The organism is Cobetia amphilecti (assembly GCF_032923285.1).
Taxonomy (GTDB): Bacteria; Pseudomonadota; Gammaproteobacteria; order Pseudomonadales; family Halomonadaceae; genus Cobetia; species Cobetia amphilecti.
The window spans coordinates 542,320-566,486 of sequence record NZ_CP136695.1 but is presented as its reverse complement, the minus strand read 5'-3'; the positions used below and the strand labels follow the sequence as shown (position 1 = coordinate 566,486).

Annotated in this window: 18 protein-coding genes and 2 rRNA genes; 12 read left to right on the top strand and 8 right to left on the bottom strand. The window is 61.6% G+C overall.

Annotated elements, in window-relative coordinates; translation table 11 throughout:
* Positions 1–78 precede the first annotated feature (78 nt).
* From R1T44_RS02510 to tyrS, 3 genes are all read right to left on the bottom strand, one after another.
* Positions 79–2,964: ribosomal RNA gene (locus tag R1T44_RS02510) — 23S ribosomal RNA — on the bottom strand.
* A 242-nt stretch (positions 2,965–3,206) separates the two neighbouring features.
* Positions 3,207–4,747, bottom strand: a 16S ribosomal RNA gene (locus R1T44_RS02505).
* Together the 16S and 23S rRNA genes form the textbook arrangement of a ribosomal RNA operon.
* A 567-nt stretch (positions 4,748–5,314) precedes the next feature.
* Complete coding sequence (tyrS, locus tag R1T44_RS02500) at positions 5,315–6,523, bottom strand: tyrosine--tRNA ligase (protein ID WP_054556461.1); 1,209 nt, start codon at positions 6,521–6,523, stop codon at positions 5,315–5,317.
* A gap of 155 nt (positions 6,524–6,678) precedes the next feature.
* Between tyrS and R1T44_RS02495 the strand changes: the two genes are divergently transcribed.
* Complete coding sequence (locus tag R1T44_RS02495; RefSeq protein ID WP_317292502.1) at positions 6,679–7,827, top strand: anhydro-N-acetylmuramic acid kinase; 1,149 nt, start codon at positions 6,679–6,681, stop codon at positions 7,825–7,827.
* A 90-nt stretch (positions 7,828–7,917) separates the two neighbouring features.
* Here R1T44_RS02495 and R1T44_RS02490 read toward each other — a convergent pair whose 3' ends face one another.
* Entirely contained in the window at positions 7,918–9,072 is a 1,155-nt protein-coding gene (locus tag R1T44_RS02490) for a PilT/PilU family type 4a pilus ATPase (RefSeq protein WP_288987299.1), read from the bottom strand.
* 139 nt (positions 9,073–9,211) lie between these two features.
* Positions 9,212–10,243, bottom strand: coding sequence for a type IV pilus twitching motility protein PilT (locus tag R1T44_RS02485; RefSeq protein WP_043333445.1), 1,032 nt, complete (start codon positions 10,241–10,243; stop codon positions 9,212–9,214).
* A gap of 195 nt (positions 10,244–10,438) precedes the next feature.
* Between R1T44_RS02485 and R1T44_RS02480 the strand changes: the two genes are divergently transcribed.
* The 6 genes from R1T44_RS02480 to R1T44_RS02455 all read left to right on the top strand — a co-directional run bounded on the left by R1T44_RS02480 (position 10,439) and on the right by R1T44_RS02455 (position 15,664).
* Positions 10,439–11,191 (top strand): YggS family pyridoxal phosphate-dependent enzyme, encoded by a 753-nt coding sequence (locus R1T44_RS02480; protein ID WP_288987296.1) that lies wholly within the window; start codon positions 10,439–10,441, stop codon positions 11,189–11,191.
* Positions 11,192–11,279: 88 nt separating this feature from the next.
* Positions 11,280–12,122, top strand: a complete 843-nt coding sequence (gene proC / locus R1T44_RS02475) for a pyrroline-5-carboxylate reductase (RefSeq protein ID WP_043333440.1) — start codon at positions 11,280–11,282, stop codon at positions 12,120–12,122.
* A gap of 149 nt (positions 12,123–12,271) precedes the next feature.
* Positions 12,272–12,853, top strand: a complete 582-nt coding sequence (locus R1T44_RS02470) for a YggT family protein (RefSeq protein ID WP_043333437.1) — start codon at positions 12,272–12,274, stop codon at positions 12,851–12,853.
* Positions 12,854–13,122: 269 nt separating this feature from the next.
* The gene (gene metX / locus R1T44_RS02465) at positions 13,123–14,316 is read left to right on the top strand and encodes a homoserine O-succinyltransferase MetX (RefSeq protein WP_213114187.1); all 1,194 of its coding nucleotides are present in this window, start codon (positions 13,123–13,125) and stop codon (positions 14,314–14,316) included.
* On the top strand, positions 14,309–14,923 hold the full coding sequence (gene metW / locus R1T44_RS02460) for a methionine biosynthesis protein MetW (RefSeq protein WP_213114186.1): 615 nt from the start codon (positions 14,309–14,311) through the stop codon (positions 14,921–14,923). Before metX ends, metW begins: the two co-directional genes overlap by 8 nt.
* Before the next feature lie 249 nt (positions 14,924–15,172).
* Positions 15,173–15,664: an acyl-CoA thioesterase gene (locus tag R1T44_RS02455; protein WP_279836961.1), complete on the top strand. Its 492-nt coding sequence runs from the start codon at positions 15,173–15,175 to the stop codon at positions 15,662–15,664.
* 142 nt (positions 15,665–15,806) lie between these two features.
* On the opposite strand, the gene R1T44_RS02450 is transcribed toward R1T44_RS02455, so the two are convergent.
* Positions 15,807–16,889 (bottom strand): ChaN family lipoprotein, encoded by a 1,083-nt coding sequence (locus R1T44_RS02450; RefSeq protein ID WP_317292501.1) that lies wholly within the window; start codon positions 16,887–16,889, stop codon positions 15,807–15,809.
* Between the two features lie 146 nt (positions 16,890–17,035).
* Here R1T44_RS02450 and R1T44_RS02445 point away from each other — a divergent pair, with 146 nt between their 5' ends.
* Positions 17,036–17,407: a Rieske (2Fe-2S) protein gene (locus R1T44_RS02445; RefSeq protein ID WP_317292500.1), complete on the top strand. Its 372-nt coding sequence runs from the start codon at positions 17,036–17,038 to the stop codon at positions 17,405–17,407.
* Positions 17,408–17,487: 80 nt separating this feature from the next.
* Here the strand turns inward: R1T44_RS02445 and sfsA are convergent, their stop codons facing one another.
* Positions 17,488–18,330 (bottom strand): DNA/RNA nuclease SfsA, encoded by an 843-nt coding sequence (gene sfsA, locus R1T44_RS02440; protein WP_317292909.1) that lies wholly within the window; start codon positions 18,328–18,330, stop codon positions 17,488–17,490.
* A complete protein-coding gene (locus R1T44_RS02435; protein WP_215823707.1) occupies positions 18,330–19,514 on the bottom strand; it encodes an aminotransferase class I/II-fold pyridoxal phosphate-dependent enzyme in 1,185 nt (394 codons plus the stop codon). Before R1T44_RS02435 ends, sfsA begins: the two co-directional genes overlap by 1 nt.
* A 275-nt stretch (positions 19,515–19,789) precedes the next feature.
* On the opposite strand from R1T44_RS02435, the gene dksA reads away from it, so the two are divergent.
* The 4 genes from dksA (at position 19,790) to R1T44_RS02415 (ending at position 24,044) form a co-directional block, all read left to right on the top strand.
* Positions 19,790–20,227, top strand: coding sequence for an RNA polymerase-binding protein DksA (dksA, locus tag R1T44_RS02430; protein WP_043333424.1), 438 nt, complete (start codon positions 19,790–19,792; stop codon positions 20,225–20,227).
* Between the two features lie 134 nt (positions 20,228–20,361).
* Positions 20,362–21,297, top strand: a complete 936-nt coding sequence (gene gluQRS, locus R1T44_RS02425) for a tRNA glutamyl-Q(34) synthetase GluQRS (RefSeq protein ID WP_317292499.1) — start codon at positions 20,362–20,364, stop codon at positions 21,295–21,297.
* Between the two features lie 152 nt (positions 21,298–21,449).
* Positions 21,450–23,060: a sigma 54-interacting transcriptional regulator gene (locus R1T44_RS02420; RefSeq protein WP_317292498.1), complete on the top strand. Its 1,611-nt coding sequence runs from the start codon at positions 21,450–21,452 to the stop codon at positions 23,058–23,060.
* Positions 23,061–23,537: 477 nt separating this feature from the next.
* The gene (locus R1T44_RS02415; protein ID WP_152965404.1) at positions 23,538–24,044 is read left to right on the top strand and encodes a hypothetical protein; all 507 of its coding nucleotides are present in this window, start codon (positions 23,538–23,540) and stop codon (positions 24,042–24,044) included.
* The last annotated feature ends 123 nt before the right edge of the window (positions 24,045–24,167 follow it).

The following is a 24,167-nucleotide window of genomic DNA, read 5'->3' as shown; positions in this document are numbered from 1 at the left end:
ATATGAATCATGCTGACCGATATGTCTCGATCCTGTCGTAATCCCGGCGTTTGCCTACGCAAACCCCTTGGGTGTTATATGGTCAAGCCTCACGGGCAATTAGTACTGGTTAGCTCAACACATTGCTGTGCTTCCACACCCAGCCTATCAACCTTGTAGTCTTCAAGGGCCCTTCAGGAGGCGCAAGGCCTCAGGGAAGTCTCATCTTGAAGGGGGCTTCCCGCTTAGATGCTTTCAGCGGTTATCCCGTCCGAACGTAGCTACCGGGCAATGCCATTGGCATGACAACCCGAACACCAGAGGTTCGTCCACTCCGGTCCTCTCGTACTAGGAGCAGCTCTTCTCAAACTTCCGACGCCCACGGCAGATAGGGACCGAACTGTCTCACGACGTTCTAAACCCAGCTCGCGTACCACTTTAAATGGCGAACAGCCATACCCTTGGGACCGACTTCAGCCCCAGGATGTGATGAGCCGACATCGAGGTGCCAAACACCGCCGTCGATGTGAACTCTTGGGCGGTATCAGCCTGTTATCCCCGGAGTACCTTTTATCCGTTGAGCGATGGCCCTTCCATACAGAACCACCGGATCACTAGAACCTACTTTCGTACCTGCTCGACGTGTCTGTCTCGCAGTCAAGCACCCTTATGCTCTTGCACTCAATGCACGATTTCCAACCGTGCTGAGGGTACCTTCGTGCTCCTCCGTTACTCTTTAGGAGGAGACCGCCCCAGTCAAACTACCCACCATACACTGTCCTCGATCCGGATAACGGACCTGAGTTAGAACGCCAATGATGTCAGGCTGGTATTTCAAGGTTGGCTCCACCGCATCTGGCGACGTGGTTTCAAAGCCTCCCAGCTATCCTACACAGACAACATCAGCATCCAGTGTAAAGCTATAGTAAAGGTTCACGGGGTCTTTCCGTCTAGCCGCGGGTACACAGCATCTTCACTGCGATTTCAATTTCACTGAGTCTCGGGTGGAGACAGCGTGGCCATCATTACGCCATTCGTGCAGGTCGGAACTTACCCGACAAGGAATTTCGCTACCTTAGGACCGTTATAGTTACGGCCGCCGTTTACCGGGGCTTCGATCAAGAGCTTCGCGTGAGCTAACCCCATCAATTAACCTTCCGGCACCGGGCAGGCGTCACACCCTATACGTCCGCTTGCGCGTTTGCAGAGTGCTGTGTTTTTAATAAACAGTTGCAGCCACCTGGTATCTTCGACCGGTAAGAGCTTACGGAGCAAGTCCTTCACTCGAACCGGTGCACCTTCTCCCGAAGTTACGGTGCCATTTTGCCTAGTTCCTTCACCCGAGTTCTCTCAAGCGCCTTGGTATTCTCTACCTGACCACCTGTGTCGGTTTGGGGTACGGTCGCATGTGATCTGAAGCTTAGAGGCTTTTCCTGGAAGCGTGGCATCGATGACTTCCTGACCGTGGTCAGTTCGTCTCGCATCTCGACCTCAGAGGAACCGGATTTGCCTGATTCCTCGGCCTACATGCTTTCACCAGGACAACCAACGCCTGGCTCACCTAGCCTTCTTCGTCCCCCCATCGCAACCACATCCGGTACGGGAATATTAACCCGTTTCCCATCGACTACGCGTTTCCGCCTCGCCTTAGGGGCCGACTCACTCTGCTCCGATTAACGTAGAACAGAAAACCTTGGTCTTCCGGCGGGGGAGTTTTTCACTCCCCTTATCGTTACTCATGTCAGCATTCGCACTCGTGATACCTCCAGCAGACTTCTCAATCCACCTTCATTGGCTTACACGACGCTCCTCTACCGCTCATCCAGAGGATGAACCCGTAGCTTCGGTACCTGATTTAGCCCCGTTATATCTTCCGCGCAGGCCGACTCGACTAGTGAGCTATTACGCTTTCTTTAAAGGATGGCTGCTTCTAAGCCAACCTCCTAGCTGTCTGAGCCTTCCCACATCGTTTCCCACTTAATCAGGATTTTGGGACCTTAGCTGACGGTCTGGGTTGTTTCCCTTTTCACAACGGACGTTAGCACCCGCTGTGTGTCTCCCACGCTGCACTCACTGGTATTCGGAGTTTGCCTCGGGTTGGTAAGTCGGGATGACCCCCTAGCCGAAACAGTGCTCTACCCCCAGCGGTGATACGTGAGGCGCTACCTAAATAGCTTTCGAGGAGAACCAGCTATCTCCGGGCTTGATTAGCCTTTCACTCCGATCCACAGCTCATCCCAGCATTTTTCAACATACTTGGGTTCGGGCCTCCAATTGATGTTACTCAATCTTCACCCTGGCCATGGATAGATCGCCCGGTTTCGGGTCTATACCCTGCGACTGGTCGCCCAGTTAAGACTCGGTTTCCCTACGCCTCCCCTATACGGTTAAGCTCGCCACAGAATATAAGTCGCTGACCCATTATACAAAAGGTACGCGGTCACACCACGAAGGTGCTCCCACTGCTTGTACGCATACGGTTTCAGGATCTATTTCACTCCCCTCGCCGGGGTTCTTTTCGCCTTTCCCTCACGGTACTGGTTCACTATCGGTCAGCCAGGAGTATTTAGCCTTGGAGGATGGTCCCCCCATGTTCAGTCAAGGTTTCTCGTGCCCCGACCTACTCGATTTCACGTGACTCAGACTTCGACTACGGGACTATCACCCTGTATCGTCAAGCTTCCCAGCTTGTTCGTCTGTCAGTTGTCACGCTTAAGGGCTGGTCCCCGTTCGCTCGCCGCTACTTGGGGAATCTCGGTTGATTTCTTTTCCTCCGGGTACTTAGATGTTTCAGTTCCCCGGGTTTGCCTCTATAGGTTATGTATTGGCCTATAGATACTCACCTGATGGTGAGTGGGTTTCCCCATTCGGAAATCGTTGGGTCGCAGGGTATTTGCCACCTCGCCAACGCTTATCGCAGGCTATCACGTCCTTCATCGCCTCTGGCTGCCAAGGCATCCACCGTATGCGCTTAATCGCTTGACCATATAACCCCAAGGGGTCTGTCAAGGATTACGAATCTGTCGGACCTCTCCGACATATCGTTTGATAGACATGCGCTTGGCGCACATATCTATCGTCAGCATGATTCACATTGTTAAAGAGCGGCTGTTCAGAGAACAGTGAGAAGCGCGCTCTGATGAGCACGCTTGCCACTGCCGGCTAAGCCAGCAATAAGATCAGGTAATTCGTTGTGAGCACTTGCCGCGAGCGATAGACAGTGTCGATAAGGAGGTGATCCAGCCCCAGGTTCCCCTAGGGCTACCTTGTTACGACTTCACCCCAGTCATGAACCACACCGTGGTGATCGCCCTCCCGAAGGTTAGGCTAACCACTTCTGGTGCAGTCCACTCCCATGGTGTGACGGGCGGTGTGTACAAGGCCCGGGAACGTATTCACCGTGGCATTCTGATCCACGATTACTAGCGATTCCGACTTCATGGAGTCGAGTTGCAGACTCCAATCCGGACTGAGGCAAGCTTTATGGGATTGGCTCCACTTCGCAGTATTGCAACCCTTTGTACTTGCCATTGTAGCACGTGTGTAGCCCTACCCGTAAGGGCCATGATGACTTGACGTCGTCCCCACCTTCCTCCGGTTTGTCACCGGCAGTCTCCTTAGAGTTCCCGACATTACTCGCTGGCAAATAAGGATAGGGGTTGCGCTCGTTACGGGACTTAACCCAACATTTCACAACACGAGCTGACGACAGCCATGCAGCACCTGTCTCAGAGTTCCCGAAGGCACCAATCCATCTCTGGAAAGTCCTCTGGATGTCAAGGGTAGGTAAGGTTCTTCGCGTTGCATCGAATTAAACCACATGCTCCACCGCTTGTGCGGGCCCCCGTCAATTCATTTGAGTTTTAACCTTGCGGCCGTACTCCCCAGGCGGTCAACTTATTGCGTTAGCTGCGCCACTAAGTCCTCAAGGGACCCAACGGCTAGTTGACATCGTTTACGGCGTGGACTACCAGGGTATCTAATCCTGTTTGCTACCCACGCTTTCGCACCTCAGTGTCAGTGTCAGTCCAGAAGGCCGCCTTCGCCACTGGTATTCCTCCCGATCTCTACGCATTTCACCGCTACACCGGGAATTCTACCTTCCTCTCCTGCACTCTAGCCAAGCAGTTCCAGATGCCGTTCCCAGGTTGAGCCCGGGGCTTTCACACCTGGCTGACTTAGCCACCTACGCGCGCTTTACGCCCAGTAATTCCGATTAACGCTTGCACCCTCCGTATTACCGCGGCTGCTGGCACGGAGTTAGCCGGTGCTTCTTCTGCGAGTGATGTCTTTCCTCGGGAGTATTAATCCCAAGGCGTTCTTCCTCGCTGAAAGTGCTTTACAACCCGAAGGCCTTCTTCACACACGCGGCATGGCTGGATCAGGCTTTCGCCCATTGTCCAATATTCCCCACTGCTGCCTCCCGTAGGAGTCTGGGCCGTGTCTCAGTCCCAGTGTGGCTGATCATCCTCTCAGACCAGCTACGGATCGTCGCCTTGGTGAGCCATTACCTCACCAACAAGCTAATCCGACATGGGCTCATCCGATAGCGCAAGGTCCGAAGATCCCCTGCTTTCTCCCGTAGGACGTATGCGGTATTAGCCTGAGTTTCCCCAGGTTGTCCCCCACTATCGGGCAGATTCCCATGCATTACTCACCCGTCCGCCGCTCGACGCCTCCTAGCAAGCTAGGATCGTTTCCGCTCGACTTGCATGTGTTAAGCCTGCCGCCAGCGTTCAATCTGAGCCATGATCAAACTCTTCAGTTGAAAGCTTGATAGTCTGTTAAGCAGACCAAACTTGGTTCAGAGTCAAACTTCTCGTGAGAGGCTTGCTCCGATATTTGGTGACCTTGTCACCACTCATCGGCAAGCGCTCACACGAATTACCTGATCAAATTTTTAAAGAGCGTTGCTGTGAAGCGAGGAGGCATATTCTACTTGGAACGCTTGAGAAGTCAAGCACTTGATGATGAGTCAGTCGACTGCCTCTAAGCATCATCAAGCGGTGAGGAGCGTTGCTCGATCACCTGTTCCGTAAGGAGTGCGGCGTATTCTAGCGAATCGCCCGGGATTGTCAATCGATGAATTCGAAGCGTACTTCAAAAACATCAAGCAAAACAATTACCTGCAAACCTCTTTCACCGCTGGTAACGCCATGCGTCCCCGGCAGCGGATGCGTACTTTACGCACGAACCGCCGTGAGGGCAAGGGCTTTCTTGAGAGAATCTCGCCGCGGTGATGTCAGGCGCTCACAACGCGTTCGGCCCCACCATGTCTGGTGGGGCCGAACGGGAGGCGACATACGCCAGCGTCTTCTCAATACCTGTCAGTACCTCAGCGCGTCACGGTCACTCGTGCGTAACGCTTCTTGCCGGCCTGGATGACGATGGCAGTATCGAAAGGTGCCATATAGGAAGGCTCGACCACTTCGCCATCCACTTTCACGCGACCATTCTTGAGCATGTCCTTGGCCTGGGCACTGTTGTTGGCCAGGCCCGCGCGATTGATGACCGCCGCGATCGGCGCCACCTCGGCGCCCTCCAGGCTGACGGTGACATCCGGCATGTCCGCCGGCAGCTCGCCGTCGGCCAGCTGATTGCCGCTGGAAAGGTGTGCCGTCGCCGCCGCTTCTTCATCGTGGAAGCGTGCCACCAGCTCGCGCGCCAGCTCCATCTTGATATCACGCGGGTTGGCACCGTCATCGATGCTGGCCATCAGCGCCTTCACTTCATCGAGAGGACGCAGCGACAGCAGCTCGAAGTAACGCCACATCAGCGAATCCGGCATGGAGACGATCTTGTTGAACATCTCGCCCGGGCGGTCGTTGATACCGATGTAGTTGCCCAGCGACTTGGACATCTTCTGCACGCCATCCAGGCCCTCGAGGATCGGCATGGTGATCACGACCTGCGGCTCCTGGCCGCGCTGGCGCTGCAACTCACGCCCCATAAGCAGGTTGAACTTCTGATCGGTACCGCCAAGCTCGATGTCCGCTTCCAGTGCCACGGAGTCATACCCCTGGATCAGCGGGTAGAGGAACTCATGGATGGAGATCGGCTGATTGCCGGTATAGCGCTTGTCGAAATCGTCACGCTCGAGCATGCGCGCGACCGTACTGGAGGCCGCCAGCTCGATCATGTCACCCGCGGAGAGCTTGTTGATCCATTCGGAGTTGAAGGCGATGCGCGTCTTCTCCTTGTCGAGGATCTTGAAGACCTGCTCCTGATACGTCAGGGCATTGGCCTTCACATCCTCTTCGGTCAGCGGCTTGCGCGTCACGCTCTTGCCGGTGGGGTCGCCGATGCGGCCGGTGAAATCACCGATCAGGAAGATGATCTCGTGACCGAGGTCCTGCAGCTGGCGTAGCTTGTTGATCAGCACCGTATGACCGAGGTGCAGGTCCGGCGCCGTCGGATCAAAGCCCGCCTTGACCTTGAGCTTGCGCCCGGACTCGAGCTTCTTGATCAGCTCTTCCTCGACCAGCACCTCATCGGTACCGCGCTTGATGATCTCCAGCGCTTCCACTACTGACTTGTCGCTCATCCTGCCCTCTCTGACCGTTGCTGCTCCCCTCGTAACGGGGCATGTTGGCCGAGAATGTTAGCATGACGAGCATGGCATGCACCCCCTGCCGCAGGGCGGCGTGCTCACAAGCTTCACGCCCCTGTTGCACGCCCCCAATGATCGGGAGACCCCCAATGGCGCTCTACCTTGGCTTGATGACCGGCACCAGCCTGGACGGACTCGACATCGCCTTGCTCGATATCACCCCCTCCTCGCCAGACCACGAACGGATTCGCTTCATTGATGGGCTCGACCTGCCGCTGCCCGAGACACTGCGGACCCGTCTCTGGCAGCTGATGCATTGTGATGAGGCATGCTTCGCCGATCTCGCCGCCGCCGAGCAGGCGTTGGCCGAACTGGCCGCCAGCGCAGTGACGCGCTTGCTGACCCGCCAGCAACTGAGTGCAGACGATATCGCAGCCATCGGCAGCCATGGCCAGACCATCGAGCATCGCCCCTGCGGTTTCAGCGACCGGCCTTGCCACACACCCTACACTCTGCAGCTCGACAACCCCAGCCTGCTGGCCGAGCTGTGCGGCATTCCCGTCGTCGCTGACTTCCGGCGCCGTGATCTGGCCGCCGGCGGTCAGGCGGCCCCGCTGGCGCCCGCCTTCCACGCTGCTCTTTTCAGTCAGCCAGACCAATGGCATGGGCTGCTCAACCTGGGTGGCATCGCCAACCTGACGCTACTTCCCCCTCAGGACTCTACGGCTGACGTCATCGGCTTCGACACCGGCCCCGCCAACTGCCTGCTGGATGCCTGGCATGCGCGTCATCGTGGCACCGCGGTGGATCAGGACGGCCAATGGGCCGCCAGCGGCAAGGTGATCCCTGACTTGCTCGAGAGATTGCTGTCGGCCGATTACTTCCGCCGACCACTTCCCAAGAGCACTGGCCGCGAAGACTTCCATCTCGACTGGTTGGCACAGCACCTGACCGGCGACGAGGCACCGGCCGACGTGCAGGCCACGCTCTTGAGCCTGACCGTCGAGAGCATCGTGCGGGCTCTGGAGCAGACCGGCGTGTCACTGGCCGCGCTGACTCCCTGTGGTGGCGGGGCACGCAATGGCGCCCTGCTCACTCAGCTGGAGCAGCGCCTGGCGCAAGGCGAGCAAGCGACGCCTCTCATGTCCTGCGCTGATATGGGCTGGAACGCAGACCTGCTCGAAGCCAGCGCCTTTGCCTGGCTCGCGGCGCGTAGAGTACTGGAGCGCCCCGGCAACCTGCCCAGCGTCACCGGCGCGAGCGGCCCGAGAGTGCTGGGCGGCCTCTACGCTCGATGATCCTCAGCGGATACGAAAAAGCCGCCCTCTTCCTCAGAAGAAAGGCGGCTCTTGATTGGCCGATCTCTACGCCAACATCACCGACACGCCTCAGTCGTCATCCCCTTGCAGCGAGAAGCGACTGGCGGCATTCAGGACATCCAGCTGGGCTTCCTGGGCACTGTTGGAATCACCGAACTTGATCATCAGGCGCAGGTCATTGGCGGAATCGGCATGCGCCAATGCCACTTCCTCGGTGATCAAGCCCTGCTGATGCAAGGCGTACAGCGATTGATCGAAGGTCATCATGCCCTGCTGCTGCGAGCGCTTCATGACGTCCTTGATCTCGACCACCGCGCCCTTGCGGATCAGGTCGACGATCAGCGGCGAACGCAGCATCACCTCAATGGCCGGCACGCGCTGGGTGGTGTTGCCACTCTTGTGAGGCAACAGCTGCTGGGCCACGATGCCCTTGAGGTTCAGCGACAGATCCATCCACACCTGTTCATGACGCTCCTCCGGGAAGAAGTGGATGATGCGGTCCAGCGCCTGGTTGGCATTGTTGGCATGCAACGTCGCAAGACACAGGTGACCGGTCTCGGCGAAGGTCAGCGCGTGCTCCATGGTCTCACGCGAGCGGATCTCGCCGATCATGATCACGTCCGGCGCCTGACGCAGCGTATTGCGCAGCGCCACCTCGAAGGACTCGGTATCGATCCCCACTTCACGCTGCGTCACGATGGAGCGCTGGTGAGGGTGGATATACTCGATCGGGTCTTCGATGCAGATGATGTGCCCGCTCGAGGTCTGGTTGCGGTGCTGGATCATCGCCGCCAGCGAGGTCGACTTGCCGGCGCCGGTGCCGCCGACGAAGATCACCAGACCACGCTTGGTCTCGGAAAGCCCCTTGATGATCTCCGGCAGCCGCAACTCTTCCAGGCTGGGAATCGACAGCTGGATGCGGCGAATCACCATGCCCATCTGGCTGCGCTGGTAGAACGCGCTGATCCTGAAGCGCCCGACTCCCGGCAAGCTATGCGCGAAGTTGGCCTCGCGTTCTTCCTCGAAGCGCTCGCGCTGCATGTCACTCATCGGTGCGAGCACCAGCTCTCTCACCTGATCGACACTCAGCTTCTTGTCACCCAGCGCCACCATGCGGCCATTGACCTTCATCTGCGGCGGTGTGCCGGTGGAGATGAACAGGTCCGAGCTGCCCTTGCTGACCATCAACTGCAGAAGTTCATGCAGCCATTCATGAGGAGTCATGAGTTGTATCCCGATATGCGCCTTGAGAGTCGCGCCCAAGGCCTCGCGCTGAAATGCCGTCCCATGAACCTGAAAAGTTGACGTGTTCCGGCCCCTGCCCCACCTACCTGCAACGTGATTGTCGGCCCTCCTGGCGAATTCAGCTCAACAAGCCCTTGGCTTTCGCCTGAGCATCTTCATTGGTCACCAGCCCTTCCGCCAACAGACGCGTCAGCGCTGCATCCAGTGTCTGCATGCCCAGGGCGCCACCGGTCTGGATGGAGGAATACATCTGCGCCACCTTGTCCTCGCGGATCAGGTTACGAATGGCAGGCGTCGCGATCATGATCTCGTGAGCCGCCACCCGGCCACCGCCGATCTTCTTGAGCAGTGTCTGGGCGATGACGCCCTGCAGGGACTCGGACAGCATCGAGCGCACCATCGACTTCTCCTCGCCGGGGAAGACGTCGATGATACGGTCGACGGTCTTGGTCGCGGAGGTGGTGTGCAGGGTGCCGAACACCAGGTGGCCCGTCTCGGCCGCGGTCAGCGCCAGGCGGATGGTCTCGAGATCTCGCAGCTCGCCGACCAGAATGACATCCGGGTCTTCACGCAGCGCCGAGCGCAGCGCGGGCGCGAAGCCGTGGGTATCACGGTGCACTTCACGCTGGTTGACCAGACACCGCTTGGACTGGTGCACGAATTCCACCGGGTCCTCGATGGTGAGGATGTGGTCGTACTTGTTCTCGTTGATGTAATCGACCATCGCCGCCAGCGTGGTGGATTTACCGGAGCCGGTCGGCCCGGTGACAAGGATCAGGCCGCGCGGCAGCATGCACATCTTGCGGAAGGCTTCACCGAGCCCCAGATCCTCCATCGTCAGCACTTCCGAGGGGATGGTACGGAAGACGGCCCCCGCGCCGCGCCCCTGATGGAAGGCGTTGACACGAAAGCGTGATACGCCCGGCACCTCGAAGGAGAAATCGGTCTCGAGGAATTCCTCGAAGTCACGGCGCTGCTTGTCGTTCATGATCTCGTAGATCAGCGCACGCACCTGCTTGTCATCCATTGACGGCACATTGATGCGCCGCACATCACCGTCGACACGAATCATCGGTGGCAAACCAGCGGACAGGTGAAGATCCGACGCGTTCTGTTTTGCCGAAAAAGCTAGCAGTTCGGTAATATCCATGCAGTTCCCTCGCGAAGACCGAAGCTCTTGTACCAACGAGTCTTGTGTACTCTGGTGAAAGTGTGAAGTGACTCTTCAGTAGATAGTGCGATGGGCACCATGTCACCAGGCCTGTCACGCTCATGCTGTTGATGACACGCCTGATACCGTGCCAGCCATCGCCAGGTTGTTCCGCAAATTCTGGAGCCGAGCCGCATGACCGCAGTCCCCGACGACGAAGCTTGTGTTACCCAGTGTATCCTAGAGGCCCGCGCGCGGCTGGAAAAGGCATTGCAGACAAGTAAACGCAACGCTGATTCGGCGCAAGTGCTGGCCGTCAGCAAGACCAAACCCGCCACGCTGGTGCGCGCAGCCTGGCAATCCGGCCAGCGGGCCTTTGGCGAGAACTACCTGCAGGAAGCGCTGGACAAGCAGCAGGCGCTGTCGGACCTCACCGATATCGAATGGCATTTCATCGGCCCCATCCAGTCCAACAAGACGCGCGCCATTGCCGAGCACTTCGCCTGGGTGCATACCGTGGAACGCGAGAAGATCGCACGCCGCCTGAGTGAGCAGCGCCCCGGTGAGCTTGGCGCGCTCGATGTCTGCCTGCAGGTCAACATCTCCGGCGAAGCCTCCAAGGCTGGCGTGGCACCGCAGGAACTGCTGGCACTGGCCGAGACGGTGATCGCGCTGCCCGGGCTGCGCCTGCGCGGCCTGATGGCGATTCCGGCCCCCTGCGCCGCCGATGCCAGTGATGCCGAGCGTCACGCACCCTTCCGCCAGCTGCGCGAGCTGTTGGAGCAACTGCAGGCACGCTTCCCCGCCGCCAGCTACCCGCAGGCCCGGCTCGATACGCTCTCGATGGGCATGAGCGCGGATCTTGAGGCCGCCGTCGCCGAAGGTGCGACACTGGTACGCCTCGGCACTGCCATCTTCGGCGCACGTGACTATTCCCACGTCCACTGAGTCCAACGCTCGCTGATGCAAGCCCAACGCTCACGCAAGGCTCTCGAGCTTGCCGCCAGCCCTCCCACTGAATGATCAGGAGCACCGCATGACGCACCAGAGCACCGCTACACCGCGCACCATCGCCTTCATCGGCGCCGGCAACATGGCCAGTGCCATCTTCGGCGGCATGGTCGATGCCGGCTATCCCGCGGACCGCATCATCGCCACGGCTCGCTCGCGCGAGACACTCGATGCCCTCGAGCAGCGCTACGGCGTGAGCACGACCCAGGACAACGCCTACGCCGTCTCGCAAGCCGATGTCGTGGTGCTGGGCGTCAAGCCGCAGATGATGCATGACGTCTGCCAGGCGCTGACCCCTGCGGTGCAGAACCGCAAGCCGCTGATCGTCTCGGTCGCGGCAGGCATCACCTGCGACAGCCTCGAGCGCTGGCTGGGCGGCGACCTCGCCATCATCCGCTGCATGCCCAACACGCCGTCACTGGTCGGTGTCGGTGCCAGCGGCCTCTATGCCACCGCCCAGGTGACGGAGGAGCAACGCGGCTTGATGGATGAGATGCTGACTGCGGTCGGTATCGTCGAGTGGGTCGAGGAAGAAGGTCTGCTGGAAGCCGTCACCGGCATTTCCGGTTCCGGCCCGGCCTACTTCTTCCTGTTCATCGAGTCACTCGAAGCGGCAGGCATCGAGCTGGGACTGAACGCCGAGACCGCGCGCCGCCTGGCGATCCAGACCGCCCGCGGTGCCGCCGAGATGGCCTTCTCCAGCGAGCATGAGCCTGCCGAGCTGCGCCGCCGCGTGTGCTCGCCGAACGGCACCACGGAGCGCGCCATCAACAGCTTCGAGGAGGATGGCCTGCGCGATATCGTCGAGCGCGCCGCCAAGGCCTCCAGCGTGCGCGCCGCCGAGCTTGCCCGCGAGCTGGATCGCTGACAGCCTCTGCCCCACTGACAACTCCTGCAGGCCGCTGGCAGCCCGGGTCACAACAGGCCATCATGCGCTGTTCATCTGTTGTTGGCATGCTAGCGGCATGACGCGTGCACTATCGCGCGCCCACTTCTCACCGTCTTAAGGAAAGCCCCATGGGTGCTATGGGTAATATCGGACTTCAGCTGGTCACCATCCTGCTGCAACTGTTTGTCTACATCCTGATGCTGCGCTTCCTGCTGCAGCTGTCCCGCGCGGACTTCTACAACCCGGTCACCCAGTCAGTGGTCAAGGCGACCAACCCGCTGGTGGCCCCGCTGCAGGGCATCCTGCGCCCGCTGGGTCGCTTCGACATCGCCACCCTGGCCGCGGCCTTCATCGTCGTCAGTCTGGTACTGGTCGCGATCGGCGCCCTGTTCGGTGGCGGCATGCTGCCGGTCGGTTTCATCGCGTTGACGGCGCTGGGCACCATTCTCGACAGCATCATCAACATCTACTTCTTCGCCCTGATCGCGATGATCATCCTGTCGTGGGTCGCACCGCAGGCCAATCACCCGGGCGCCATCCTGGTTCACCAGCTGGTCGATCCGATCATGAAGCCGGTGCGCAAGGTGATCCCGTCGATCGGCATGCTCGATCTGTCTCCGATCTTCGTGTTCATCGCGCTCAACCTGGTCGGCAGCCTGATCAACCAGACCCTGCCGTCACTGGGCATGCTGCGCAGCGCCTTCAGTTAAGCCGGCGCTCCGCCAGCAAGGTTGGCTCGCATGCGCCCAGCGCACAGGCCGACGAGATCAGCGCCCGCCACGGACTCCCGTGGCGGGCGCTCTTGCATCGCGCGTCACTGGATCACGCGTGCGCACGCTGTGCTAGAGTGAGCCCTCGGCCGAAGCCAGAACCACGGTGCACGAGACGCCCACAAGGCGCATCACCGCGGCTTCGCGCCCCGGACACGGGCCTTGCCCCGAACACTCTGCTGGACATGATGCTGGAAACCTTCACCACGATGCCTGATTCCCTGCCCCCGGATTCGGTCGGTCTCGTCACGCCTCAGACTGCCCACTTCAATACCCCGCTGGAGCTGGCCTGCGGCAGACGCCTCGAGCAGTACTCGCTGGTCTACGAGACCTACGGCGAGCTGAACGCGGACGCCAGCAACGCCATCCTGATCTGTCATGCCCTCACCGGCCACCATCATGCGGCCGGCTATCACGCCATGAGCGACCGCAAGCCTGGCTGGTGGGACGACTACATCGGCCCCGGCAAGCCCATTGATACCTCGCGCTTCTTCGTCATCGCGCTGAACAACATCGGCGGCTGCCACGGCAGTACCGGCCCGACCTCGATCAACCCGGAGACGGGCGAGCAATGGGGGCCTGACTTCCCATTGGTGACCGTGCCGGACTGGGTCGAGAGCCAGAAGCGCCTCGCCGAGTCTCTCGGCATCACCCGCTTCGCGGCGGTGGTCGGTGGCTCGCTGGGTGGCATGCAGGCGCTGCAGTGGGTGATGGACCACCCTGATCGCGTCGGTCACGTCGCCATCATCGCCTGCACGCCGAAACTCTCGGCGCAGAACATCGCCTTCAATGAAGTCGCGCGTCAGGCGATTCGCTCTGACCCGGAATTCCATGACGGCTGGTACTCGCGTGTCGATGCCGTGCCCAAGCGCGGCCTCAAGCTGGCGCGCATGGTCGGTCACATCACCTATCTTTCCGAGCATTCGATGGGCACCAAGTTCGGGCGTGATCTGCGTCAGGACCGCCTCAACTTCGGTTACGACGTCGACTTCCAGGTCGAGAGCTATCTGCGCCACCAGGGCGATACCTTCTCCACCGCCTTCGATGCCAATACCTACCTGCTGATGACCAAGGCGCTCGACTACTTCGATCCTGCCGCCACGGCAGGCGATGACCTGTCCGCGGCCATGGCGCCGATCAGCTGCCCGGTACTGGTAGTCAGCTTCACCACCGACTGGCGCTTCGCGCCGTCACGCTCTCGCGAGCTGGTCAATGCCATGATCCATGCCGGCAAGTCGGTCAGCTACGCCAACATCGATTCGCCGCACGGCCATGATGCCTTCCTGCTGCCGGGCGAACGCTACGAGACGGTGCTGGGCAACTTCCTGACTCGCGCTTACGACCACGCCTGTGGCGCGCCAGCCACGCAAAAGCCGAGCACCAAGGAGACCAGCCATGCGTAACGACCTCGCCCAGATTCATGACTGGATTCCCGAAGGCGCGCGCGTGCTGGACCTCGCCTGCGGTGACGGCACCCTGCTGGCCTCCCTCAAGGAGACCAAGCAGGTCTTCGGCTATGGCCTGGAGATCGACCCCGACAACATCAGTGCCTGTATCGCCCGTGGCGTGAACGTCATCGAGCAGAATGTCGATGATGGCCTGGCCAACTTCGCCGACGACACCTTCGATCGCGTGGTGATGTCCCAGGCATTGCAGGTACTGCGTCGCCCGGACCGTGCGCTGGAGGAGATGATGCGCGTCTCGCGTGAGGCCATCATCACCTTCCCCAACTTCGCCTACTGGCGTCACCGCCTGCACCTGGGCATGAAGGGGCGCATGCCGGTCTCCAAGTCGCTGCCTCACGCCTGGTACGACACGCCGAACATCCACCTGTCGACCTTCGCGGACTTCGAGCGCCTGTGTCGCGCCCAGGGTCTCAAGATCATCGATCGCGCGGTCGGCAATGGCGATCACGAGCCACACCCGGCGGCGACCTGGTGGCCGAACCTGTTCGGGGAAGTGGCCATCTTCCGCGTCTGCCGCGACAACTGCCCGCCCGACCAGCGCTGAGTTCAGGCGCCCTACAGCAGTCGCCACAGACCAAGCGCCAGGCACCGCAAGAAAACGGCCGACAGGACACGCCTGTCGGCCGTTTCGCGTCATGACGCTACCGATTCTTCCGCGCCGCGATAGCGCTGCGCTATCCGGGCCATGCACAGACAGTCGCAACTAAAGTCTATATACTTTCGGGGTAAACGCAGCTGAGGATCACGGCACGCACTTCCGGTGAGGTGCGCCGGCATCCCGAGGAGAGAGTGCATGAACTTCCATACCCGCAAGTGGGTCAAGCCTGAAGATCTCAACCCCAACGGCACCCTGTTCGGTGGACGCCTGCTGGCCTGGATCGATGAAGAAGCGGCCATCTACGCCATCGTCCAGCTGGGCACCTCGCGCGTGGTCACCAAGTTCATGTCGGAGATCAACTTCGTCTCCAGCGCGCGTCAGGGCGACATCATCGAACTGGGCATCACCGCCAGCGCCTTCGGTCGCACCTCGATCTCGCTGTGCGTCGAGATCCGCAACAAGATCACCCGCGAGCGCATCCTGACCATCGACCGCATCGTGCTGGTCAGCGTCGATGCCGACTTCAAGCCGGTGCCCCACGGCCGCACGCGCATCACCTATATTGAAGACCGCTTCCGTGAGCAGGCCGGCAGCAACGATAGCCATAACGACAGTCACAACGACGAGACGCCGCAGAAGGCACCGCGTCGGCGTGCCGATAGCGCGTCGGATCTCAAGAACGCCTGATCGCGGCGCTCTTCAGGTCGCGCCTCGCAGGTCGCGCCACGCAGGTCGCACCAACGAAAAAGGCACCTCCGAGAGGTGCCTTTTTTCATGCCGGCAATTCAGGCCGCTGTTGTGTAGCTGACTTCCAGGCGCTGACTGGCCGCTAGCTGACGGTCGCCTCCACTGTTTCACGCAGACCCTCGCAGGCATCCGCGACTGGCGCCGTCGCCGGCGTGAACCACACCAGATCATAGGCCGGCGCCGCACCGGCGCTTTCGGGCAGATAATCGGTGAGATGTGTCAGCGGTTGGCCCGCGTCATCCCAGGCCACCGGCATCAGCGCCACGGACAGCGTGCTGCCGTCCAGCCAGCGCGGCACGCCGATATCGCGACGGGCATGGCCGGAGCCACACACCAGCAGGCTGGTGGCGCCGTCGGCCGTCAGGCCCTCCAGGCGTTCTGCCATCTGCTGATCACGCGCCAGCTGTGCACGCAACATCGCATCCAGGCGCTCTGCGCCCAGCAGGCCGCAATGGCCTTCATCCAGTGCCTCACGCTGCAGGCGCAGTACCGCTTCCGGCAGCGCCAGCGGCGACTGTCCCGGTGCCATGCTGGCCTCCAGCTGTGCCGCCGACAGGCTGGCAGAGGCCAGTGGCGCGCCACTGTCCAGCGCTCCGCGCAGCAGGGGGGCGTAGTCGGTGAAGGGCCAGCGCGCATTCCAGGCCAGCAACTGCTGAAGCTCGTCATCCGGCAATCCGGCGACCGCAAGCGACGTACGATTGGCCAGCGACAAGGCGGCATCCTGGGTCGTGTCCAGCATCTCCAGCGCCACACCACCCAGCTGACGCCGCGCGACCAGCGCATCGATCAACCAGCGTTCCAGCTGGTGATGGTCCGGATTGTCATGATGCTCGCCCAGCAGCACCATCGAGTGCGCCTGACTCCAATCGACCAGCGCCGCTGGCGACAGACGACGGTTGCCCTCCGCGACCAGAATGCTGCCCAACAACGGATGGGACGCCTTGGGGTCATGCCAGGCCGGCAGCGGTGGCAACGGCCCGTTGGCTGGCTGAGCGGCCTGTGCGAGCGGGCTGGACAGTGCCGTGCCCAGCACGGAAAGCCCGCCCGCCGAGGCGACCATGCCGGCCAGCAACTGGCGACGACTCACCCCGGCCGTGCGTTCAGGCGTCTCGGATTCGTTGCTGGAGCGGAAGCTGGAAGTGATCGAGCGGCGAAATAGCGACATGAAGATGACCCGGCATGGAAGGAAGCGGCAAGACACGGTAAAAGACCACAAGAGAGCGTGCCAACGCTGCCATGATACCCGATGCGAGCCCCCTCATGTCCGAAAGGCCACCAACACTCCCCCAAGGGCCCTCATCCAGGCTGTGCTTGAGACTGCCGCTGCCATCACTGCCCATCGGCCGCAGCATGGCACTGACACTCGATGATGGCCGTCCGGCCTTGCTGGTGATGCAATCCGACGGCCCGCGCGCCTTCCTCGACCGCTGCCCGCACCAGGGCAGCCGAATGCTGACCGAAGACGAGACTGGCGATCCCTACATGGACGCGACCGGCGGCCTGATCCTCTGCCACCGCCATCAGGCCTGTTTCGAACCGCATCACGGCACCTGCATCAGCGGACCCTGCGTCGGCCAACGCTTGACCGCGCTGGACGTTGAGCTGGTGCACAACGACGCCTCGCCAGCACAGCTGCTGCTGTGGGAGGCTGCAGGCAGCGGTGGAGAAGTGAGGGAGAAATGAGGGAGAAATGAGGGAGAGATGATAGAGAGATTACAGAGAGAGACGAGCGCTGACTGACAGGCTGAGCGCCAGAAACCTGCTCAGCCAGCAAAGCGCGCGTCATGCAGTGGCAGCGCGCGCGTCAGGCCCAGTCTTGCTCGCCACAGCGGCTGACCCGCGTCCGAAAGAGACTCCTCGAGCGTGATCTGCATGCCCAGCGCCACTACCTCGACACCGGCGGCCTGCGCCCGGGCAAAGGCCTGCGCATAGGCCGGGTCGAGATGCGCCGCCGGTGCGACATCCTCGACCCCGTCATGGGCGACGCAGAACACCAGCACGCAGCGGTGGCCTGCTGCGACCAGCGCCGCGAGGCTGGCCAGATGACGCTGTGCACGCGTACTCACCGAGTCCGGGAAATAGCCGTGACCGTCGGATTCACGCAGCGTCAGTTGCTTGACCTCCAGATAGATCGAGGCCGCCCCCTCCTCCTTCGGCCACATCTGGAAATCGAGCCGTGAGCGCTCCGGCGTGTCATTGCCCGGTAGCAGGACCTCGACACGCGACTCGCGCTTGAGGCGCGCAAAGTCGGCAAGCCCCATGTCGTGCAGCACGCTGACGCTGGCCTGCTGCAACGCCGCCTCGACATGGGCATTGGCACGTCCGGTATGCACCGCCACCAAGGCCTCACGCCGGCCGTCAGCGCCGGGTGGGTCCAGGGGCAGGCGAATCAGCTCCCAGGTCCAGGCGAGCTTGCGCTTGGGGTTATCGGAGGGCGACAGCCATACCTCACAACCTTCAACGCATACTGCGCGCATCGAGCCGGTATTCGGGCAATGCGCCGTCACCACTTCACCGGCCCGCTCACCCTCGAGCAGCTCCACCTCGGCGAAGAAGCGCTTGTAGCGACGGATCAGACGACCACGATACAGCCCCTCAAGCACCATCAAGCCGACACTCCCGCCTGAGTGGCACGCCGCTCAAGGAAGCGCTCCATGCGGGCCAGTGCCTCGCGCAGACGCGCCTCATCGGCGGTGAAGGCGATACGCACATGGCGACGCCCTTCAGCCAGCGCGAAGTCCGTGCCCGGCGTGATGGCGACATTCTCTTCTTCCAGCAGTGCGCGGCAGAAGGCCTCGCTGTCATCACTCAGATGCGAGATATCCAGCCAGACGTAGAAGGCGCCCTGCGGCGGCACTGACGGCGCCAGCCCCAGGCGTTCGAGCCCGGCCAGCAGCACGCCACGGCGGGCTTCGAGCACCTGCCGACGACGCTCGAGCTCTGCTTCGCATTCCGGCGTGAAGGCCGCCAGCGCCGCATGCTGGGCAGGCGTCGAGGCAGCCAGGAAGACATTCTGCGCCAGGCGTGACAATGGCTCGACCGCGGCTTCCGGCGCCACCAGCCAGCCCAGCCGCCAGCCCGTCATGCCGAAGTATTTCGAGAAGCTGTTGATGACGAAGGCATCGGGGCACTCCGCCAGTGCGGTGTGCGCAGGCACGCCATAGGTCAGCCCCTGATAGATCTCATCCACCAGCAGGTGTGCATCACGCGACTGGCACAGCTCGCCCAGCGCCTTCAATTCCTCGGGCGACAGCACGTGTCCGGTGGGATTGGAGGGCGATGCCACCATCACGGCCCGCGTGTTCTCGCGCCAGAAATCATCGGCAAGTTCGGCGGTCAGCTGCCAGCCACTCTCGGCGTTGACGGGCACCACATCCAGCTGGGCATCCACCAGGCCCATGAAGTGGCGATTGCAGGGGTAGGTCGGGTCAGCCATCAACACGCTGTCGCCACGTTCGGCGCACAGCAATGTGGCCAGCAGCAAGGCACCGGAGGCGCCGGGCGTGATGATGATACGGGAGGGAGACACCGTGACGCCGTGGCGACGCTGATAGTCTGCCGCGATGGCCTCGCGCAGGGCGGGCAGGCCGCAGGCAGGGGTGTAGCGCGTCTGACCGGCCGCCAGCGCCGCCTGCCCGGCGGCGATCACCGGCGCGGGGGTCGGGAAGTCGGGCTCACCCACTTCCAGATGAATGACGTCATGGCCCGCGGCCTCGCGTGCCTGGGCGGCTTCCAGCAGCGTCATCACGCGAAAGGCAGCGACGGATTCAAGACGGCGGGCAAACGGCATGACAACACTCCTCAGGATGGGAGCTTCATTCTAGGCGCCTGCCAAGGCCCATTCCCAGCCCCTTCGTGCAGGAAAATCGGTGTTTGCCGGTACACGCCGGACCACTGCTCGCTACAAACTATCGTCGGAGATCGGTTGCAAACTTGTCATTTTTACGCTAAATAAGCTGATCTTCTCGCGAGGGCAGCAGTCAGGACAGCCCCCTCGCCGTGGCCAAGGAGGCAGTGCAACAGACTGTCGACGGCCCAAGTCACCTTGCGGAATGAGGCGGTCCCATGCCCTTAGCTGAAACCAAGCCGGAAGCGCTTAAGAAATTCACCCCGTATGAGCCGGCAGCGGGTGAAGAGTACATGAACGAGAAGCAGCTAGCGCACTTCCGTCAGATCCTGCTGGACTGGAAACAGGAGCTGATGGAAGAGGTCGATCGCACCGTGCGTCACTTGCAGGAAGATGCCAACAACTACGCGGACCCTGCAGACCGTGCCACTCAGGAAGAAGGCTTCAGCCTCGAACTGAGAACACGTGATCGCGAGCGCAAGCTGCTGAAGAAGATCAACGAGACCATCGAGAACATCGATGAAGACGACTACGGCTTCTGCGAAGCCTGCGGCGTCGAGATCGGCATTCGTCGTCTGGAAGCACGTCCGACCGCTACCCAGTGTGTCGACTGCAAGACGCTGGCCGAGTTGAAGGAAAAGCAGCTGGGCCGCTAAGCCCTGCTGTCGATGAAGCGACGTCAGGCCGTCGCCCTCATCCCCCATACGGGCACCCTCCTCGGAGCGGTGCCCGTATGCGTTCAGGCCCTGCTGCCTGCGAATTCCCCACCACGAAGGATGACGGAGCCCACATGCCTACCGCCTACCGTGGCCGCTTTGCCCCTACCCCTTCCGGTCCGCTGCATGCCGGCTCACTGCTGGCCGCCGTCGCCAGCTATCTCGATGCCCGCCATCACGGCGGCGAGTGGCTGGTGCGTATCGAGGATATCGACCCGCCACGCTGCCCCGCCGGGAGCGCCGATACCATCCTGCGCCAGCTGGATGCCTTCGGCCTGCAGCGCGATGGCGAGCTCCGCTACCAGAGCCAGCGTCACGCCGCCTACGCCGAGGCGCTGGAGCAACTCAAGGCCAGTGGTATCGCCTACCCGTGTGACTGCTCGCGCAAGCAGTGGCGCGAGCATGCCATCTACCCCGGCTGGTGCCGTGAGCGAGCTGAGCCTCCCACGGGCGAGCATGCCTGGCGGCTGGATGTGCGTGCGGCAGAGCGCTTCGGCGGCGCCCGGGCCATCGCTGGCTGGCAGGACCGCCTGCAGGGCGCGGTCCAGCTGGATCTCGCCACGCTCGGCGATGTGGTGCTCAAGCGACGCGATGGCCTGTGGGCCTATCAGCTGGCCGTGGTGGTGGATGACGCCGAGCAGGGCATCACCGACGTCGTGCGCGGGCTCGATCTGCTCGACAACAGCCCCTGGCAACGCCTGCTGCAGGCCGCGCTCGACCTGCCGATGCCCCGCCTGACGCACCTGCCACTGATCACCGCCGACAATGGCCAGAAGCTCTCCAAGCAGAATCTGGCACCGGCCCTGCCGGAAGACGCCAGCGCGATTCGAACACTGCTGCACCATACCCTGACGCTGCTCGGTCAGGCGCCGCCACCGGAACTGGCGACCGCCAGCCCCGCTGATCAACTCGCCCACGCCACTCCTCGCTGGTCACTCGCAGCGGTCGGCACCGCGCCGTCACTCAGTGCGGCCACTGCTCCAATGGCAAGGAACGCTGAGGGCAGCTGAGGGAAGTTGAGGGCAGCTGAGACCTGACACGCCATGCACTCGGGACGCCTGACAACAGCCACGATTGTCGGATTGCCTCCCCTGTGGGAACAGGACAGACTCGAACGACAGTCATTCCCTCATGCACACCCTCAGGCGAGCGACATCACCCCATGGCCCGGATTCTGATCGTCGAAAAGGAAGGTGCTTCGCGCAACACGCTGCAGCATCTGCTGGAGCGCGAGGGTCACGACGTGGTGCAGGCCAGCGGCCTGGAGGATGCCCGTCTGCAGCACCCTGCCGACTTCGCGCTGGTGATCTGCGACAGCGAACTGGCCGGAGAGCATGCCGACCCGATCCTGCGTGCCAGCCGGCCGACTCCCGTGCTGCTGCTGGCCGACAACCCCAGCCTGCACGCCGCCATCGGCTGCCTGAAGGCAGGGGCAGCCGACTATCTGCCCAAGCCGTTCGATCAGCAGGCCTTCGCGCGCAGCGTGCGCGATGCGCTGTCGCTGCCACGCCAGGGGGTGCCGAGTGCCGCGCCCCCTCCGCCCCAGGCGCATGCTGGCACGGCCAACAAACCGGTGGAGATGATTGGCCACTGTCGCGCCATGCAACAGGTCTATACCCGTATCCGCAAGGTTGCGCCCGCCGATGTCACCGTGCTGGTACTCGGTGAGTCCGGCACCGGCAAGGAGCTGGTCGCGCGCGCCATTCACCGCCAGAGTGAACGCCATCAGGCACCGCTGATCTGCGTCAACTGCGCCGCCATTCCCGAGACATTGATCGAGTCCGAGCTGTTCGGCCATGAAAAAGGCGCTTTCACCGGCGCCACCAGCTCGCGCACCGGTCTGATCGAAGCCGCCGACGGCGGCACACTGTTCCTGGATGAGATCGGCGAACTGCCGCTGGATGCCCAGGCACGTCTGCTGCGGGTGCTGCAGGAGGGCGAGATTCGCCGCGTGGGGGCGATCGAGACGCGCTACGTCGACATCCGCCTCATCGCCGCGACCCACCGCAACCTGCATCAGCTCTCGGCCAGCGGCGAGTTCCGCCTTGATCTCTACTACCGCTTGAACGTGATGGAGATCGACCTGCCGCCCCTGCGTGAACGCGGCGATGACGTGCTGGAACTGGCCGAACATCTGCTGGCCGGCATCGCCCGCAAGCATGGTCGTGACGGCATGCGGCTCTCTCAGCGGGCACGACAGGAAATCCATCACTACGCCTGGCCCGGCAATGTCCGTGAGCTGGAAAACGCCCTCGAGCGGGGCGTCATTCTGGCGGAGCGCCGCATCATCGCCCCGGAAGACCTCGGCCTGCGTACGCCCTCAGGGCAGCCGCTTCAAGCAGCGCCCGCCGCAACGGCAGACCCGGTGCCCCCATCCACTGCTCAGGCGCCGAAGACAGCGGGCAAAGGGGCGGCGAAAGGAGCGATGAAAGGGTCGATGAAAGGCACAGTGAAAGGCGCCGCCAGGGACGCAAGTTCCGAGACGGCCGCAGCGCCTGTGACAGGGCAACCCGCGGCCGGCCAACAGGACATGGGCCAGCCACCGCCTGCGGACACCCCACGCAGCGGCCTCTCGGTGGTCGGCGATGCCGGTGAGGAGGAAGACCTCTCGCTGGAGGACTACTTCCAGCACTTCGTGCTCGAGCATCAGGACCACATGAGCGAGACCGAGCTCGCACGCCGCCTCGGCATCAGCCGCAAGAACCTCTGGGAGCGACGCCAGCGCCTGGGCATTCCACGCCGCAAGGGCCGCCGCAGCTCTCCCGCAAACTGACGTCGGCGCAATGAAGCTGGAGCACTGACGCTGGCGCACAGAAGTCACTGCGCTGAAGTTACTGCGCTGAAATCACTGCGCTGAAGTTACTGCACCATGCAGGTGCCCTCCCGAGTGAGCAACCCGCCTGCGGCGCCACCTTGCCTGCCAGAGATCCCCGCATCATCGAGGGCATCGCTAGACTTTAGTGTCGAATGACTCGCAAAAAACCCAGCTCAATCATTAGCTTGCAAGGCACTTCGTTAGACCTTCGCACCAATTGTTACCATCGACCCCAAATCATGACCCTATCCAGCGCACCAATGGGCACGTCAGGTAACACCTCGCACCTCTCTACACCTCACGTCTCAGCGACCTATGTCTAAATGACTGAATTGCTGGTTTTTTTTAAGCTGTGGCACATCCGATGCAATAACACGGTCAAGAAAAAGAACAACCGGAAATACGAAGCGCGCCCAACAACAACAAGAACGCGCAATGCTTCGAAAACCCTCGACACCAACAAGAACAATACCCGTCGAGCGCGTGACATTGATGATGAACCGCATGCCTCACTACATGAGTGGTGACAGGCAAGAGCCAAAACAAGAACAAACGGCCGCAGTTCATCATCCGCCGATCCAACAACAACAAGATATCGGCAGTCCGGAATCTACTGACCAGGACGCGACGAATCCGGCCTCGAGCACCAACAAGAACAACAGGCTCGACCCCGGATCACCCCCGAAACAACAACAACTCGCGGGGGGAGGCTACTCAGCCGTCGGTGAATGGAAGATTGTTTTGAATACGAGATGGTCACCGAACAGACAGCCAGACAACAACAACATGATCTGCAACACGAAGGATCTGTCTGCATTGATTTGTGACTGTGGTGCGTATTCAGGGCGATGCGCCATCACGAAAAAGAACATCCGCTCAAGGATGCGTGTACCCTACCTGCAAGGGAGACCGAGTGATCGGTCTCCCTTTTTCCTTGTCTGAGAGGTGATTTTCGCCTCGTCAGACGCCTTGAAGTGCAGAGTCGGCCCCTGGATGGCAGACCGGCGCTTTGCCAAGATATCTGCCCTCGGCTACACTGGGCGGCCTGCCACGCACGAGTCGAAT